Source organism: Limnobaculum zhutongyuii, from assembly GCF_004295645.1.
Classification (GTDB): Bacteria; Pseudomonadota; Gammaproteobacteria; order Enterobacterales; family Enterobacteriaceae; genus Limnobaculum; species Limnobaculum zhutongyuii.
Map to the genome: position 1 here is coordinate 1,631,698 of NZ_CP034752.1, position 15,992 is coordinate 1,647,689.

17 protein-coding genes are annotated in these 15,992 nt (G+C 44.7%); 14 read left to right on the top strand and 3 right to left on the bottom strand.

Features of this window, described 5'->3' with window-relative positions:
- Nucleotides 1–7: 7 nt before the first annotated feature.
- Entirely contained in the window at nucleotides 8–598 is a 591-nt protein-coding gene (ribA, locus tag EKN56_RS07110) for a GTP cyclohydrolase II (protein WP_130591137.1), read from the bottom strand.
- Nucleotides 599–847: 249 nt separating this feature from the next.
- Between ribA and pgpB the strand changes: the two genes are divergently transcribed.
- The 9 genes from pgpB to htpX all read left to right on the top strand — a co-directional run bounded on the left by pgpB (nucleotide 848) and on the right by htpX (nucleotide 8,958).
- Nucleotides 848–1,603, top strand: a complete 756-nt coding sequence (pgpB, locus tag EKN56_RS07115) for a phosphatidylglycerophosphatase B (RefSeq protein WP_130591138.1) — start codon at nucleotides 848–850, stop codon at nucleotides 1,601–1,603.
- 201 nt (nucleotides 1,604–1,804) lie between these two features.
- Entirely contained in the window at nucleotides 1,805–2,125 is a 321-nt protein-coding gene (locus tag EKN56_RS07120; RefSeq protein ID WP_130591139.1) for a LapA family protein, read from the top strand.
- A 6-nt stretch (nucleotides 2,126–2,131) separates the two neighbouring features.
- Complete coding sequence (lapB, locus tag EKN56_RS07125) at nucleotides 2,132–3,301, top strand: lipopolysaccharide assembly protein LapB (RefSeq protein WP_130591140.1); 1,170 nt, start codon at nucleotides 2,132–2,134, stop codon at nucleotides 3,299–3,301.
- Nucleotides 3,302–3,363: 62 nt separating this feature from the next.
- Nucleotides 3,364–4,065, top strand: coding sequence for an orotidine-5'-phosphate decarboxylase (gene pyrF, locus EKN56_RS07130; protein WP_130591141.1), 702 nt, complete (start codon nucleotides 3,364–3,366; stop codon nucleotides 4,063–4,065).
- A gap of 16 nt (nucleotides 4,066–4,081) precedes the next feature.
- A complete protein-coding gene (gene yciH, locus EKN56_RS07135; RefSeq protein ID WP_130591142.1) occupies nucleotides 4,082–4,408 on the top strand; it encodes a stress response translation initiation inhibitor YciH in 327 nt (108 codons plus the stop codon).
- Nucleotides 4,409–4,491: 83 nt separating this feature from the next.
- Entirely contained in the window at nucleotides 4,492–4,950 is a 459-nt protein-coding gene (locus tag EKN56_RS07140) for a GAF domain-containing protein (RefSeq protein ID WP_130591143.1), read from the top strand.
- Between the two features lie 133 nt (nucleotides 4,951–5,083).
- Nucleotides 5,084–5,779, top strand: coding sequence for an RNA chaperone ProQ (gene proQ / locus EKN56_RS07145; RefSeq protein ID WP_130591144.1), 696 nt, complete (start codon nucleotides 5,084–5,086; stop codon nucleotides 5,777–5,779).
- A 19-nt stretch (nucleotides 5,780–5,798) separates the two neighbouring features.
- Nucleotides 5,799–7,859 carry a carboxy terminal-processing peptidase gene (gene prc / locus EKN56_RS07150; RefSeq protein ID WP_130591145.1) on the top strand — a complete coding sequence of 687 codons (2,061 nt, stop codon included), beginning with the start codon at nucleotides 5,799–5,801 and terminating at the stop codon, nucleotides 7,857–7,859.
- A gap of 226 nt (nucleotides 7,860–8,085) precedes the next feature.
- The gene (gene htpX, locus EKN56_RS07155; protein WP_130591146.1) at nucleotides 8,086–8,958 is read left to right on the top strand and encodes a protease HtpX; all 873 of its coding nucleotides are present in this window, start codon (nucleotides 8,086–8,088) and stop codon (nucleotides 8,956–8,958) included.
- A 53-nt stretch (nucleotides 8,959–9,011) separates the two neighbouring features.
- Here htpX and EKN56_RS07160 read toward each other — a convergent pair whose 3' ends face one another.
- Both EKN56_RS07160 and purR read right to left on the bottom strand, forming a co-directional pair.
- The gene (locus EKN56_RS07160; protein ID WP_130591147.1) at nucleotides 9,012–9,425 is read right to left on the bottom strand and encodes a type VI secretion protein; all 414 of its coding nucleotides are present in this window, start codon (nucleotides 9,423–9,425) and stop codon (nucleotides 9,012–9,014) included.
- A 300-nt stretch (nucleotides 9,426–9,725) separates the two neighbouring features.
- Nucleotides 9,726–10,742 carry an HTH-type transcriptional repressor PurR gene (purR, locus tag EKN56_RS07165; protein WP_130591148.1) on the bottom strand — a complete coding sequence of 339 codons (1,017 nt, stop codon included), beginning with the start codon at nucleotides 10,740–10,742 and terminating at the stop codon, nucleotides 9,726–9,728.
- Nucleotides 10,743–11,039: 297 nt separating this feature from the next.
- Between purR and cydH the strand changes: the two genes are divergently transcribed.
- From cydH to thrS, 5 genes are all read left to right on the top strand, one after another.
- Entirely contained in the window at nucleotides 11,040–11,129 is a 90-nt protein-coding gene (cydH, locus tag EKN56_RS21610) for a cytochrome bd-I oxidase subunit CydH (protein WP_168189621.1), read from the top strand.
- Nucleotides 11,130–11,314: 185 nt separating this feature from the next.
- Nucleotides 11,315–11,860 carry a YniB family protein gene (locus tag EKN56_RS07175; RefSeq protein ID WP_130591150.1) on the top strand — a complete coding sequence of 182 codons (546 nt, stop codon included), beginning with the start codon at nucleotides 11,315–11,317 and terminating at the stop codon, nucleotides 11,858–11,860.
- A gap of 206 nt (nucleotides 11,861–12,066) precedes the next feature.
- Nucleotides 12,067–12,936, top strand: coding sequence for a fructosamine kinase family protein (locus EKN56_RS07180; RefSeq protein WP_130591151.1), 870 nt, complete (start codon nucleotides 12,067–12,069; stop codon nucleotides 12,934–12,936).
- A gap of 76 nt (nucleotides 12,937–13,012) precedes the next feature.
- The gene (locus EKN56_RS07185; RefSeq protein ID WP_130591152.1) at nucleotides 13,013–13,801 is read left to right on the top strand and encodes a DUF2071 domain-containing protein; all 789 of its coding nucleotides are present in this window, start codon (nucleotides 13,013–13,015) and stop codon (nucleotides 13,799–13,801) included.
- 259 nt (nucleotides 13,802–14,060) lie between these two features.
- A complete protein-coding gene (thrS, locus tag EKN56_RS07195; protein WP_130591154.1) occupies nucleotides 14,061–15,989 on the top strand; it encodes a threonine--tRNA ligase in 1,929 nt (642 codons plus the stop codon).
- Nucleotides 15,990–15,992 lie beyond the last annotated feature (3 nt).

Here is a 15,992-nt window from a genome sequence, read left to right on the forward strand (position 1 = left end):
ACGCTTATTATTTGGACAGAATATGTCCCATCTTGGCGGCTTTAGTATCCAGATACTTCTCATTTTTAGGATTACGGCCAACCTGTAGTGGCACTCGTTCAACGATATTGATACCGGCGCCGGACAAAATCTCAACTTTCTTTGGATTATTGGTTAGCAGGCGAACAGAATCAACATTCAGCAATTTGAACATATCTGCACACAGTGTAAAGTCGCGCTCATCAGCGGCAAAACCTAACTGATGGTTGGCTTCAACTGTATCCGCACCTTTATCCTGAAGGGCGTAGGCGCGAATTTTATTCAACAGACCGATATTACGACCTTCCTGACGGTGATAGAGCAGAATGCCGCGACCTTCTTCAGCAATATGCTGCAATGCAGCCTCCAGCTGGAAACCACAATCACAGCGTAAGCTAAATAACGCATCGCCAGTCAGGCACTCTGAATGAACTCGGGCTAAAACAGGTTTTGGATCGCTGATGTCACCAAATACCAGTGCTACATGGTCATGCCCTGTGGCAAGCTCTTCAAAACCGACCATCAGAAAATCGCCCCATGGTGTCGGTAGTTTGGCTTCTGCCACTCTTTTTAGCTGCATGATACTCTCCAATAACCTATTGCTACGTTATGAACCCTGTTATCTCGCGAAAACACGGCGAAAATAAACAGCAATTCTAATGCTTATGACTTTATCAGTCGGATAAAGCGTATCAGTATAATCTAATCAAATGAATTTTGTTGCTGAATAGTTAAGAAAAAATCAGCTGGCGAGTGCGGTATTTTTACTCTTTTAGCCATTTTTGTGGGATTATAGACCGCTGTTATTATATCAGAACTGAGACGTAATATGTTAAGTGGGCTTGCAAAGCGAATATTTATTGGGGTTTTAATCCTTTTGATAATGCCAGTATTTGTCTGGTTTATTGACTGGACATGGACACCGAATGAAGACAATCCTATTCTTAAACCATTATTCTGGATGACAGAAACGGCCAGTTCTCCCTGGGGAGCTATTACCAGTGTGGTGCTGGCGCTGTGGTTTGTCTGGCGTTTGCGACTTACCTTTAAACTAGGTGCTTTGCTGATTGCTATACTGGCGGTGACTATCGTTGGTGGGCAAGGGGTAAAGTCAGCCATCAAAGAAACGATGGAAGAGCCTCGTCCGTTTGTTCTCTGGATGGAGAATGAGTTTCAGCTTGATGATAATGCCTTTTATGCGTTACCACGCAAAGAGCGTGCCCGGATAGTGGAACAACATCTCAAAGGTGAAGAACGTGTTCCGCCCTGGTTGTCTAAACACTGGGAACGAGAAACCGGCTACTCTTTTCCATCAGGACATACGCTATTTACTGCAACCTGGGCGCTGTTGGGAATAGGAATGCTATTACCTCGCCGTCGCTATATCAGCGCTGTGGTATTGATGGTTTGGGCGATTACTGTTGCAGGTAGCCGGCTGTTACTTGGAATGCACTGGCCGGAAGATTTAATTGTTTCGGTTTTACTCAGCGGTTTATTTGCTTTTCTGGCCAGTTGGGCTGCAGAGTATTGGGTATTTTCTCCCAGGCAGGTCGCAGTGAACCTTGCTGAAAAGTGCGAAGAATAGTGAATACAAAACAATACTATTCGCCACGACTCTCCAGAGTCAGTAAGATTGTGTGATAGTATTATTAGATTATATCAGTGATAAACAACCCACGGAGAGAAAGAGAGGTTTTCTATCTGTGAGTAGAAATGCTAAGTTATAGAACATTAATCAAGTATTCTTGGTATAATTCATCCGTTTATCTCTATTTTGGATAGCATTGTGAAATATTTAATAATTGGACTCATCGCCATTGTTATTTTGGTTATCTCGGTAACATTAGGCGCACATAATGAACAGGTCGTTACGTTCAACTTTTTGATTGCCAAGGGGGATTACGCTCTATCTACTCTGTTGGCGATATTATTTGGCGGTGGCTTTATTCTGGGTTGGCTGATCAGTGGCCTGTTTTACCTGCGTTTACGCTTGCGTTTAGGTCGTGCAGAGCGTCAGATTAAACGCTTGCAGCAAGCTGCAACACCTTCTTCGTCACCGGTCAGCGAGCCTGCACCTGTGGCGTTGCCGCAACCCACAAAGGAATAAGGCTGTATGCTAGAACTGCTGTTTCTGTTGTTGCCCGTAGCTGCCGCGTACGGCTGGTATATGGGCCGAAGAGGCGTACAACAGGAGCGGCAGCAGGAAGCGAATAAACTGTCCCGTGGCTATGTGGACGGGGTTAACTTCCTGCTTTCTAACCAACAAGATAAAGCCGTTGATCTCTTTGTCGATATGCTAAAAGAGGACGGCGGTGCTTTTGAAGCCCACCTGACCTTAGGCAACTTATTCCGTTCACGGGGTGAAGTTGACCGTGCTATCCGTATTCACCAGTCTTTGATTGAGAGTGCTTCCCTGACGTTTGAACAGCGTTTGCTGGTTACCCAGCAATTAGGCTGGGACTATATGGCAGCAGGGCTCTACGATCGCGCTGAACAGATGTTTATTCAGCTAATTGATGAAGCAGACTTCAGGATTCCTGCGTTAAAGCAGTTGCTGATTATTTATCAGACAACCAGCGATTGGCAGCAGGCCATTGAGATGGCCGAGAAATTGGTTAAAGCAGGAAAAGATGAGTTTCGTCTTGAGATTGCCCATTTTTATTGTGAGTTAGCTCTACAGGCGATGGGCTCTGAAGATCTGGATAAAGCGATGGGACTGCTGAAAAAAGCCGCCGCTGCCGATAAAAATTGTGCCCGGGTATCGATTATGTCCGGTCGTATCTGGATTGCCCGCGGTGATGATACCAAAGCGATTAATGAGCTGGAGCGGGTTATCGAGCAGGATAAAGATTTTGTCAGCGAAACTATCGCCATGTTGTATGAGTGTTATCAACGATTACAGCAGCCTGAACGTTGGATAGAGTACCTGAAGCGCTGTGTGGCAGAAAATACCGGCTCCGAAGCAGAATTAAGACTGGCGGATATGCTGGAACAAACTGAAGGGCGAGATGTGGCTCAAACCTATATTAATCGCCAGCTACAGCTTCATCCAACGACCCGAGGTTTCTATCGTCTGATGGATTATCAACTGGCGGAAGCAGAAGAAGGGCGAGCTAAAGAGAGTTTGCTGGTGTTACGAGAAATGGTGGGTGAGCAAATTCGTATCCGCCCCCGTTATCGCTGCGAAAAGTGCGGACTGACGGCTAACTCGCTCTACTGGCACTGTCCTTCTTGCCGGGCCTGGTCAACGGTAAAACCTATTCGTGGATTAGACGGTCAATAAACAGATAATAGCCTGATAGCGATTGGGCTTCTTTTAGTAAGAATGCATTACAGGAAAACAGTATGTCGATGTCGACTTCACCCATAATTGTTGCTCTGGATTACGATAATCAACGCTCAGCGCTTGAACTGGCCGATAAAATAGAACCTAAAGATTGCCGGCTGAAAATTGGTAAAGAGATGTTTTCTCTTTGTGGTCCTGAACTGGTACGTGAGTTACATCATCGTGGTTTTGATGTTTTTTTGGACCTGAAATTTCATGATATTCCCAATACTGTAGCCAAAAGCGTCGCCGCGGCAGCTGAATTGGGCGTCTGGATGGTTGATGTGCATGCCTGTGGCGGAGCCCGTATGCTAGAGGCAGCAAAAAAGGCACTTTTGCCTTATGGTGATTCTGCGCCTAAGCTAATTGCCGTTACGGTATTAACCAGCATGGATGAGAGTGATTTACGGGGAATTGGAATTACGTCATCGCTGGAAGAACATGCAGAAAGGTTGGCGCGTTTAGCAAAAGATAATGGACTTGATGGCGTAGTGTGTTCAGCCCATGAAGCTCGCCACCTGAAGTCACTGTTTGGTTCGGCATTTCAGTTAGTTACGCCGGGAATTCGTCCGGTAGGTAGTGATATTGGCGATCAACGTCGGGTAATGACGCCTCCACAGGCTCTGGATGCAGGGGTTGACTATATGGTCATTGGCCGACCGATTACACAATCAGCCAATCCAGCCCAGACCCTGCAGAATATTCTGGCCAGCCTGGCATAATAGATATGACACGATCATGACAGATAATAACAGTCGTTTAGTCTATTCTACTGATTCCGGACGCATTACGCCGGAAGAGGTTAAAGTTGAACGTCCAAAAGGCGATGGTATCGTTAGAATTCAACGACAAACCAGCGGGCGTAAAGGTAAAGGTGTTTGTATTATCACTGGTTTGGATCTTGATGATGCTGAACTGCAAAAACTGGCGGCTGAATTAAAGAAAAAATGCGGTTGCGGTGGCGCAGTGAAAGACGGCCTGATAGAGATTCAAGGTGATAAACGCGATGAGTTAAAAGTGCTGCTAGAATATAAAGGATTCAAAGTTAAACTGGCCGGTGGTTGAGTTTAAATACTGGAATTTTGGAATGATATCTCACTTTTATAGTCAAATTTCTGGCAGTCTGTTTTATAGTTTATGTTGATAAAATGAATAAAAAAGCGTTTTATACCGAGTTGCACCGAGACCTGGCTGCCCTGATTGAAGGGGAGCCGGATCTGATAGCCACATTCGCTAATACCAGCGCACTTCTGTTTGAGCGACTGGAAGCGGTTAACTGGGCTGGTTTTTATCTGTTACAAGATAATGTGCTGGTGCTGGGGCCTTTTCAGGGAAAGATTGCTTGCACGCGTATTCCCGTTGGTCGGGGTGTTTGCGGGACGGCAGTTAAAGAGAATCGAATTCAACGTATTGATGACGTTCATCAATTTGAAGGACACATTGCCTGCGACAGTGCGAGCAATGCGGAGATAGTGCTTCCTGTTTATCAGGGAACTAGCATTATCGCTGTTTTAGATATAGATAGTACGGTATTTGGTCGTTTTGATAGTGATGATCAACAGGGTTTGGAAAATATTGCTGCATTGCTTTCGCAACATATCAGCTAATATTTACGGACGGTTATCATCATTAGTTTAAACTTGAAGTGCGGATAACGTAGCTTTTACTAAAAGCGTGATTATAATGGCGCGTAATCTACGCTTGCGCTTTTGGGTAAGTTCGTTGTAATCAGGAAATTTCATGGAAAATCAACCTAAGTTGAACAGCAGTAAAGAAGTCATTGCCTACCTGGCAGAAAAATTCCCGCTTTGTTTTACCCTTGAGGGTGAAGCCCGGCCTCTGAAAATTGGAATCTTTCAGGATGTCGTAACCCGACTGCCTGAAGAGACCTTGTTCAGTAAAACACAATTACGTACTGCGTTACGCTTATATACCTCCAGCTGGCGTTATCTGCACGGTCTGAAATTAAATGCTCAGCGTGTTGATTTAGACGGTGCAGATTGTGGTCTGTTGGAAGAGCAGCACGTAGAGCATGCGCGTAAACAACTGGAAGAGGCGAAAGCCCGAGTTCAGGCTCAGCGTGCAGCACAACGTAAAGAGTCAGGAGAAGCCCCTCAGGCTCGCCGTCCTCGCCCGGCAGCTAAAAAAACAGCACCGGATAGCAAAGCTGCTCAGCCATCGTCTCAGGCAAAAGCAAAAGCCAAACCGGCTCCGACACGTTCTACTGCTCCGGCTCCAGCAGCTAAAGTGGTTGAAAAACTTCGCCCAGCTTCTGCTGCTGATATAGCTGCTCTTAAAACCGGGCAGAATGTCAAAGTACGAGCAGGTCAGAGCGCCATGGATGCAACGGTTCTTGAAATCGCTAAAGATGGCGTTCGGGTTCAACTTGCTTCAGGTTTAGCTATGCTGGTTCGAGCAGAGCATTTACAGTTTTAAGTTGGAGGTCAGCCAAAGCATGAGTAACTTAATCCGGTTAACGGCCATTGCAAGCTTATTTCTCGCAGGATTAAGTTATGCTAAGGAAACGACGATAACCCGTGTCGATCAACTACCTGTCCTGAAACAGGAAGGGCAGCATGCCACGGTGAGTGAACGGGTAACTTCACGTTTTACACGTTCACACTATCGTCAATTTGACCTCGATGATGCATTTTCAGAGAAAATCTTTAATCGTTATCTGAACGTTTTGGATTTTAGCCACAATGTTTTGTTGGCTTCTGATATTGCTAAGTTTGCCGATAAAAAAACTAAGCTGGATGATGAGTTAAAGTCCGGTCAACTGGATACGGCTTACGATCTGTATAACTATGCCCAGAAACGTCGTTTTGAGCGTTTAACCTATGCGTTAACGTTACTGGATAAACCGATGACTTTTGACGGCGATGACTCAATTGAAGTTGATCGCAGCAAAGCACCATGGCCAACCAGCATCGAAGAGCTGGACAAGCTGTGGTATGAAAAAGTCAAATACGACGAACTCAACCTGAAGCTGGCAGGTAAAGAGTGGCCAGAAATTAAAGATATTCTGACCAAGCGTTATCAGTCAGCGATTAAGCGTTTAAGCCAGGCGAAAAGTGAAGACGTTTTTCAGTCATTTATTAATGCTTTTGCCCGTGAAATTGATCCGCATACCAGTTATCTTTCTCCTCGAAATACCGAGCAATTTAATACGGAAATGAGCCTTTCTCTGGAAGGTATCGGAGCCGTGTTACAAATGGAAGATGACTATACGCAAATCAACTCACTGGTTGCCGGTGGACCTGCCGCTAAGAGTAAATCGATTGCCGTTGGTGATAAAATTGTTGGCGTAGGCCAGCAGGATAAGCCAATGGTTGATGTTATCGGTTGGCGTCTGGATGATGTGGTTGCATTAATCAAAGGGCCAAAAGGCAGTAAGGTTCGTCTGGAGATTTTACCCGCGGCTAAAGGGGCTAAATCGAAGACCGTTGTACTGACGCGTGAACGTATCCGTCTGGAAGATCGCGCTGTTAAGATGACGTTGAAAACCGTCGGTAAGAAAAAAGTTGGTGTACTGGATATTCCGGGTTTCTACGTTGGTCTGACGGAAGATGTTAAAACCCAACTGCAAAAGCTGACCAAGCAAAACGTTGACAGCATTATTATCGATTTGCGTACTAACGGTGGTGGTGCATTAACCGAAGCGGTTTCTCTGTCCGGATTATTTATCCCAAGCGGTCCGGTAGTTCAGGTTCGTGATAACAACGGAAAAATTCGTGAAGACAGCGATACTGATGGCATTGTTTACTACAAAGGTCCATTGGTAGTATTAGTCGATCGCTTTAGTGCCTCAGCATCAGAGATTTTTGCCGCTGCAATGCAAGATTATGGTCGTGCACTGATCGTTGGAGAACCAACCTTTGGTAAAGGGACTGTACAACAGCACCGCGCATTAAATCGTATTTACGATCAAATGCTGCGTCCTGACTGGCCTGAACTGGGCTCAGTGCAGTATACCATTCAAAAATTCTATCGTATTAATGGTGGCAGTACTCAGCGTAAAGGGGTAACGCCAGACATCATTATGCCTACGGGTATCGATCCGGTAGAAACGGGTGAAAGCTTTGAAGATAACGCATTACCGTGGGACAGCGTTGACAAAGCGACTTACTCTTTATTAGGTGATGAATCTCGCTATATTCCAATCCTGAAGAAAAACTATGATGAGCGGATTGCTAAAGATCCGGAGTTCCAGTTTATTATGCAGGATATTGCCCGTTATAAGGCGAATAAAGATAAGCGTGCGACTATTTCACTAAACTATGCTAAGCGTGAAAAAGAGAGCAGTGAAGATGATGCAATTCGTTTAAAACGCATCAACGACCGTCTGGAGCGCGAAGGTAAGAGTAAGCTGAAGTCGCTGGAAGATTTACCAAAAGATTATAAAGAAGCCGATCCTTACCTGGATGAGACGGTATTAATTGCGGTAGATTTGGCGGATTTAGAAAAGAATGATGCTGCACAAGCAACCGCAACAGCTGCAGTGAAGAAAGACTAAGCAGCAACATTTTTAATAAGACCTTTGAAAGGCGCTCTTTGAGCGCCTTTTTTATCACCACCAGAAGCCAGGAAAAGCAGGGGAAGTGTGAAGTTAATCACCTGTCATTGTAAAGTTATGATCTAATTGTTATGTGAGTGTTGTTCACACTTGAATTTTGGATATAAGCCCATAAGATCTGTCTGGTAAGAACATTATTTTATTTCTCTGAGGAAACTATCATTTTATGATGCGTATAGCGTTATTTTTATTAACAAACCTCGCAGTTATGGTGGTTTTTGGCATAGTGCTGAGTTTAACCGGCATTCAGGGACGTAGCGTTCAGGGTCTGATGATCATGGCCGGTTTGTTTGGTTTTGGTGGTGCATTCGTCTCTTTGTTGATGTCAAAGTGGATGGCGCTGCGTTCTGTTGGCGGACAGGTGATTGAACAACCGGCAAATGAAGTAGAACGCTGGTTAGTTGAAACCGTCAGACGCCAGTCGCAGCAGGCAGGTATTGCAATGCCACAGGTGGCTATTTATCAGGCTCCTGATATTAACGCATTTGCAACCGGAGCCAGACGAGATGCCTCTTTGGTTGCCGTTAGTACCGGATTATTACAAAACATGAGTCGCGATGAAGCAGAAGCGGTTCTGGCTCATGAAATCAGCCATGTTGCTAACGGTGATATGGTTACCATGACTCTGATTCAGGGTGTGGTAAATACCTTCGTTATTTTTGCTTCACGCCTGATTGCTCAGGTGGCCGCTGGTTTTATGAATCGCGATAACGAAAGTTCATCAGGCAACACCATGGTCTATTTTATCGTGTCGATGGTGCTGGAACTGGTATTTGGTATTTTGGCCAGCATTATCACCATGTGGTTCTCTCGCCACCGTGAATTTAAGGCAGATGCCGGCTCGGCTAAGCTGGTTGGTCGTGAGAAGATGATAGCGGCGCTGCAACGCCTGAAAACCAGCTACGAACCGCAGGAAGGCTCTACCATGATGGCATTTTGTATTAACGGTAAGTCAAAAACCTTTAGTGAACTGTTTTTGTCTCATCCACCGTTAGACAAGCGTATTGAAGCGCTGCGTGCGGGAACCCATCTGAAGTAATAAAACTCTGGATGTCTGTTATGAATCAGGGAGCCTATGGCTCCCTGATTTTTTTAATCTTTAAACAGATAAACATCATCATCCCGGAACTCTAATTTAGGATGGCGAATATCATTCAATATTAAGCGATGAGCGCCTTTGCTTTTATAACCAGCAAACAGAATGAGAGAGTCGGCAGGTTTACCGGAGATAGGGACATTTTTTACGGTAATTTGTGAACCGGGCAACATTTTCACTGGCCATACGATTAAATTACCGTGATTCTCTTTTAGCAGCTGTTGCTTCTGCTCAAACCACTGGCTGGCGCTGAGCGCTTCGATCTGTTGCACCAGTTTATCGCTGCGCACGGCAACAAAATCGACATTCAATGGCTTACCATCATTGGCCTTATCCGTCACGTTAAGCTGAGCTGAACTCATTTCAACATGAGATGGCATAAAAGAGCAGGCAGATAACGTCAAACTCATGGTGGCTAAGATTATCCCGAAACGCAGGGAGCGGGAGCGATGGGGCAATGTTGAAAATATCATAATGTGACCACTTGTGATTCAAAGCCTGTATGTATGTTTTTATTAGACTCTGAACGGGCGAATTAAATCCTGTACCTGATTAATACATCAATTAAAATATAGGCTGATATTCAGACTGAATCAAACTAACGACTATGTTCCATGGCTGGAGTGTGATATATCAAGGAAAGAAGAGGAAGGCGCTCCAAAACCAAACCCGTGAGGGAAGTTGATTTTGGAGCAAAGAGTTAGCGATAATTATTTTTTCAAATAAGGGCCATCCGCGACAGATTTTCGCTCAACCAGTTCAGGATGTAATTCAATAGAGTGAGACGTTTCCCGCTTATTGATGATTCGATCTAATAACATGTCCAGCGCCATTACCGCCAGGCTCTCTTTTGGCTGTTGAATAGTGGTTAATGGTGGATTATAGAAACGAGTATGACGAATGTTGTCATAACCAATAACTGAAATATCTTCCGGTACGCGAAAACCCATATCTCCGGCAGCGCACAGAGCGCCCATAGCGATAACATCACCACCGCAGAACAGGGCGGTCGGGCGCTTTTTCAGCTTCATCAGCTTCATGACGCCATCGTAGCCTTCCTGTGGTTGAAAGTCCGCTTCGATAATCCACTCGGGAAGAATATCGATATTGGCCTCTTTCAGGGCATGAAGGAAACCTTTGTGGCGCTCACGGCCGGTAAATTCATTCTGTTGACCGGTGATTGTCGCGATTTCCCGGTGTCCGCGCTCTATCAGATAACGAGCAGCCAGATAACCGCCATGAAAGCCGTTATCTTCAATATTATCGGTAAAGCCGCTGTGTTTATTCCAGTCCATCACCATCATCGGGATAGCGTGGTTATTCTCTAATAGCGAAAGTAACGGAGGATGATATTCGGAACACATCACTAACAGGCCATCAACACGCTTCTGTGCCAACATAGCCAGATAGGCCTGCTGCTTTTCTAAATCATTTTGTGTATTGCACAGAATCAGCGTATAGCCTTTTTTATAGCAGGCCTCTTCAACTGCCTGAATCACTTCGGCAAAATAGGGGGAGCCGCTGGCGGTTGCCAACAGGCCAATGGTTTTAGTGTTATTTACCTTCAGACTACGGGCAACGGCGCTGGGTGAATAACTAAGCTCTTTAATGGCCGCCCATACGGCAGCTTTGGTATCTTCGGCGACAAAACGCGTTTTATTAATAACGTGGGAGACGGTGGTAGTTGAAACACCAGCGTGTTTTGCCACATCTTTTATAGTTGCCATAAAACAGAGCACTCCTGAGCTTATACTGGTATCAAATACAGTGTAAGCTGATATGTTAACGTTTGCTTTTGTTTATAACCAACGCATTACACATTAAAAGCAAAACGGTGTAGAATTCCTTGAACCATCACTGTTTGTGGCTTATATGCCTTTCAGTGATAACAGGCGGTGAATTTTGGCGCATTTGATACAAAAGTCCAAGAGATATCATGGAAAAATCGCTTTGGGGTATACATTTTTGTTAAGCGCTTTACAATGATTCCCGTGTCTAATCACGTTTACATAAAGGAAAAAGATATGTCTGCTGAATTGAGATGGTCGCTGAGCACAGTAGTTTTTGCTTTATTTGTTATCGTTACTTACAGTTTAATTGCGGTAACACACTAATATATTAAAAGCTCGATACATATCATGTATCGAGCTTTATACATTCTGGTAGGGTGGTAAATATCGTTGTTGGTCAATGTGATATGACTCTTTCCGGAAACCATCATATTATGTTCCATTAAACTGGAACATAATTTTTTTGTGATTGATTTGATAAAGAATCGGTGTTTCAACATGGAGGCAGAATGACTCACCAACAGGCCAGTACAGTCGCGTTGATTAAACGTATTGCGGGAATCGTTATTTTTATTCCGGCATTAATTTCAACGGTTATCTCTGTACTGAAGTATCTGGTTGAACCTAAGACCAACATGCAAGAAATGACTGCAATGATTATGGATTTTGTGCAGGTCATTATTAAAATTGTTCGTCAGTACACTTCATTCCTGGAGTATTTTTGGGTCAATTCCCCAATACCTGATATTAGCAATTGGTCTGCCAGCGGTAGCGTATGGTTTATTATTATCTTCCTGCTAATGTTTATCGGTCTGGCACTACAGGCTTCCGGTGCTCGTTTGGCTAAGCGCGTGTATAACGTGCGCGAAGGGGTGAGAGAAAGGGCTATACTGGAAGCGATGAATGGCGATGAAGCTCGTTCATTCAAGGATCTGGAGAAACTGATCTCCATACCGAATACCTCAATCTTTGCCCAATTTGGGTTGTTATATGTTTCTCCGGTTTTATGGGGTATTTTTATCTATATCATCCTGTATCTGATCAATCGGCTTTAATATTCCCTCATTGCCTTCTACGCTTAATGCTACAGACCGGTAATTATACCGCGTCTGTAGGTTAATCTTTTGGTCTCCCGCGGCCTGCGATATCAAAATCAACATGTAGCGATCTTTTTAGACCAAAGCTGTGCATTGGATCGAAGTTTCGCTGGAATCAAAAGGTTAACCTGAGTCTATCTTGATCATAACCTTGGGGTGATGTCATGTGGCAATCCGTCAGTCGTTTATTAAGTGAGTATTTGGGTGAGACTTATACAATTACTGAAAAGGAGGAGCTGTCAGGGGGTGATATTCATCATGCTCGCCGGGTAAGCAACGGCAAAAAAGAGGTTTTCATCAAGTATGACACGCGGGATATTCTTCCTATCTTCAATGCGGAATTCGATCAACTTACGGCTTTAGCTAAGAGTGGCACAGTTCGGGTGCCTGAGGTTTATGGCGTTGGTTACGATCGAGACTTTAGCTTTTTGCTGCTGGAGTATCTGCCGTTAAAACCACTGGATGCCCACCATGCCTATTGTTTAGGTCAGCAACTGGCTCGATTACACCAGTGGAGCGATCAACCACAGTTTGGGCTGGATTTTGACAGTGATTTGGCAACCACGCCACAACCTAACCGCTGGCAGCGTTACTGGAATGTGTTCTTTGCCGAACAGCGTATAGGGTGGCAGCTTCAACTGGCGGATGAAAAAGGGCTGCACTATGGCGATATTGATACCATCATTGATATTGTCAGCCAGCGGCTGAAAAGCCATCATCCACAGCCTTCTTTACTCCACGGTGATTTATGGCCAGCAAACTGCGGTGTAAGTGCCGTAGGGCCGATAATCTTCGACCCGGCATGCTACTGGGGCGATCGTGAGTGCGATTTAGCCATGTTACCGTTGTATCCCGATTTACCACCGCAAATATACGATGGCTATCAGAGTGTTTGGCCGTTACCCGCTAGCTTTATCGATCGCCAACCGTTGTATCAACTTTATTATCTATTGAACCGGGCTAATCTATTTGGCGGAGAACATATTCATGTTGCACAGCAGGCGGTAACGCAGCTGTTTGGTGATGAGTTGTAATTATTGACGATTGCCTGTCAAAATGGCTTTTTGACAGGCAATAAAAGCTACCGGCACTGATAATCAGGGAGTGATAGTGCAGACACCATTATTTTTTGAAGATTTCCTTCATCCTCAACCTAAGCCGACAGGTATTGATGTTTTTTGTCGTCTGAAGCACTTTTCCATTATCACCTATGCGATAGATCCTCAGCGGTTTGACGGTTTGATTTCAGAACGTTTCAAACTGGATACCATTGTGATTGATGGTCAGGAAAAAGGGCTGTTGTCAGTGGTTCCTTTTGTTGATGTTGATTTTACCTCTGCGGTTTATCCTTTTCCAAAATTTACTATGGGCCAGACCAACTACCGTATTTATGTGATTGATACGGTAACAGGAGAAAAGTGCGTCTGGTTTTTAGGTACTACGCTGGACTCATGGACTCTGTTTGTTCCCCGATTATTATGGAATTTGCCCTGGTATAGCGGAAAAGTCACCTTTGATTGTGAATATGATGAACAGCGAGCTTGTTATACCAAATACCGAATGGAAACTCAGGCTGAATGGGCACCTGCCAGTGTGGAGCTAACTCAGAACCTCGATGATACGATTACGCTCCCCGGATTCCCCGATCTGGAAACCGGAATGGTTTATCTGACGCATCCACTTAGCGGATTTTTTTATCGTCGTGATGGAAAACTTGGCAGTTACCAGGTCTGGCATAAACAGCTTAATGTCACGCCGGGGCGACTGATAAGCGCACGTTTTGATCTATTAAGTCGATTAGGATTAGTGACTGAATCTGAGCAACAATCCCCCTATAACGTTTTAATTGAGCCGCTGAATGAATTTACCGTTTATCTTCCACCACGGCGAGTTCGTTAGCTAGCCTAATTGACTCAGCGAATTATCTCTTGTGCTATGTGGGCTTTTTTTATTTTGTACTATCCAGCTACGGTACTCAGTGGTAAAATTCGCCCTTCGTTTTTATAAAACGTAAACCGACAAGTCAATGTGTGTACACAATTGAGCGGCCGTTCGATAACTGTGAGTCGGGAAAGGCATCAATCCATTGATTTACATATAAAAATATTGTTTGCATGTGATCTTGCGTGTGGGTCACCACTGTAACTAAGGAATTATAATGCCAGTTATTACTCTTCCTGATGGAAGCCAACGTCAGTATGACCATGCTGTATCAGTTATGGATATTGCTCGTGATATCGGTCCCGGTCTGGCTAAAGCCTGTATCGCCGGCCGCATTAACGGTGAGCGTATTGACGCTTGCGATCTGATTGAAAACGACGCAAATCTGGAAATCATTACTGCCAAAGATGATGATGGTTTGGAGATTATCCGCCACTCATGTGCACACCTGTTAGGTCATGCAATCAAACAGCTTTGGCCTGATACCAAAATGGCAATTGGTCCAACCATTGATAATGGTTTTTACTACGACGTTGATATCGACAGGACGTTAAATCAGGAAGATATTGATCTGCTTGAGCAGCGCATGATGGAGCTGGTCAAGAAAGATTACGACGTCATCAAGAAAAAGGTTAGCTGGCAAGAAGCACGGGATACTTTTGAAGCCCGTGGTGAAATTTATAAATTACGCATTCTTGATGAAAACATCAGCCGTGATGCTCACCCGGCGCTGTATCATCATGAAGAATATATCGACATGTGTCGTGGTCCGCACGTGCCGAACATGCGTTTCTGCCATAACTTTAAACTGCAAAAAGTTTCCGGGGCCTACTGGCGTGGAGACAGCAACAATAAAATGCTGCAGCGTATTTATGGCACCGCATGGGCGGATAAAAAGCAATTAGCAGCTTATTTATTGCGTCTGGAAGAAGCGGCCAAACGCGACCATCGTCGCATTGGTAAGCAGCTTGACCTGTATCATATGCAGGAAGAAGCGCCGGGTATGGTGTTCTGGCACAACGATGGCTGGACAATTTTCCGCGAGCTGGAAGCCTTTGTGCGTATGAAGCTCAGAGAATACGATTATCAGGAAGTGAAAGGGCCATTTATGATGGACCGCGTGCTGTGGGAAAAAACCGGGCACTGGGAAAACTATAAAGAAGCCATGTTCACCACTTCCTCAGAGAACCGTGAATACTGTATTAAGCCAATGAACTGCCCGGGTCACGTGCAGATTTTCAATCAGGGTCTAAAATCATATCGTGACCTGCCGTTGAGAATGGCTGAGTTTGGTAGCTGTCATCGTAATGAACCTTCTGGTTCTCTGCATGGTTTAATGCGAGTTCGTGGTTTCACTCAGGATGATGCGCATATTTTCTGTACTGAAGAACAGGTGAGAGCAGAAGTAACCAGCTGTATTAAAATGGTTTACGATCTGTATAGCACTTTTGGTTTTGAAAATATTAGTGTAAAACTGTCAACTCGTCCTGCAAAGCGCATTGGTACTGATGTTATGTGGGACAGAGCCGAGCACGATCTGGCTGAAGCATTGACCGCGAACGGTTTGGAATTTGATTATCAGCCGGGCGAAGGGGCGTTTTACGGTCCTAAAATTGAATTTACTTTGCATGATAGTTTGGATCGTGCATGGCAGTGTGGTACTGTGCAGCTCGACTTTTCATTACCAGAGCGTTTAAGCGCTTCTTTTGTTGGTGAAGATAACGAGCGTCACGTGCCGGTGATGATTCACCGTGCCATTTTAGGTTCATTAGAACGCTTTATCGGTATTCTGACTGAAGAATGTGCAGGTTTCTTCCCGACATGGTTGGCCCCACAACAAGTGGTGGTAATGAATATTACCGACAGTCAGGCCGAATATGTCGAAGAATTAACGAAAAAACTTCAGGCTGCTGGCATTCGTGCTAAAGCGGACTTGAGAAATGAGAAAATAGGCTTTAAAATCCGGGAACATACTCTACGACGTGTGCCATATATGTTAGTCTGCGGCGATAAAGAGGTAGAAGCAGGCAAAATTGCCGTGCGTACCCGCCGTGGTAAAGACTTAGGCAGTCTTGACGTAAGTTACGTGATTGAAAAACTGCAACAAGAAATTCGCAGTCGTAGTCTTAATCAACTGGAGGAATAAGGT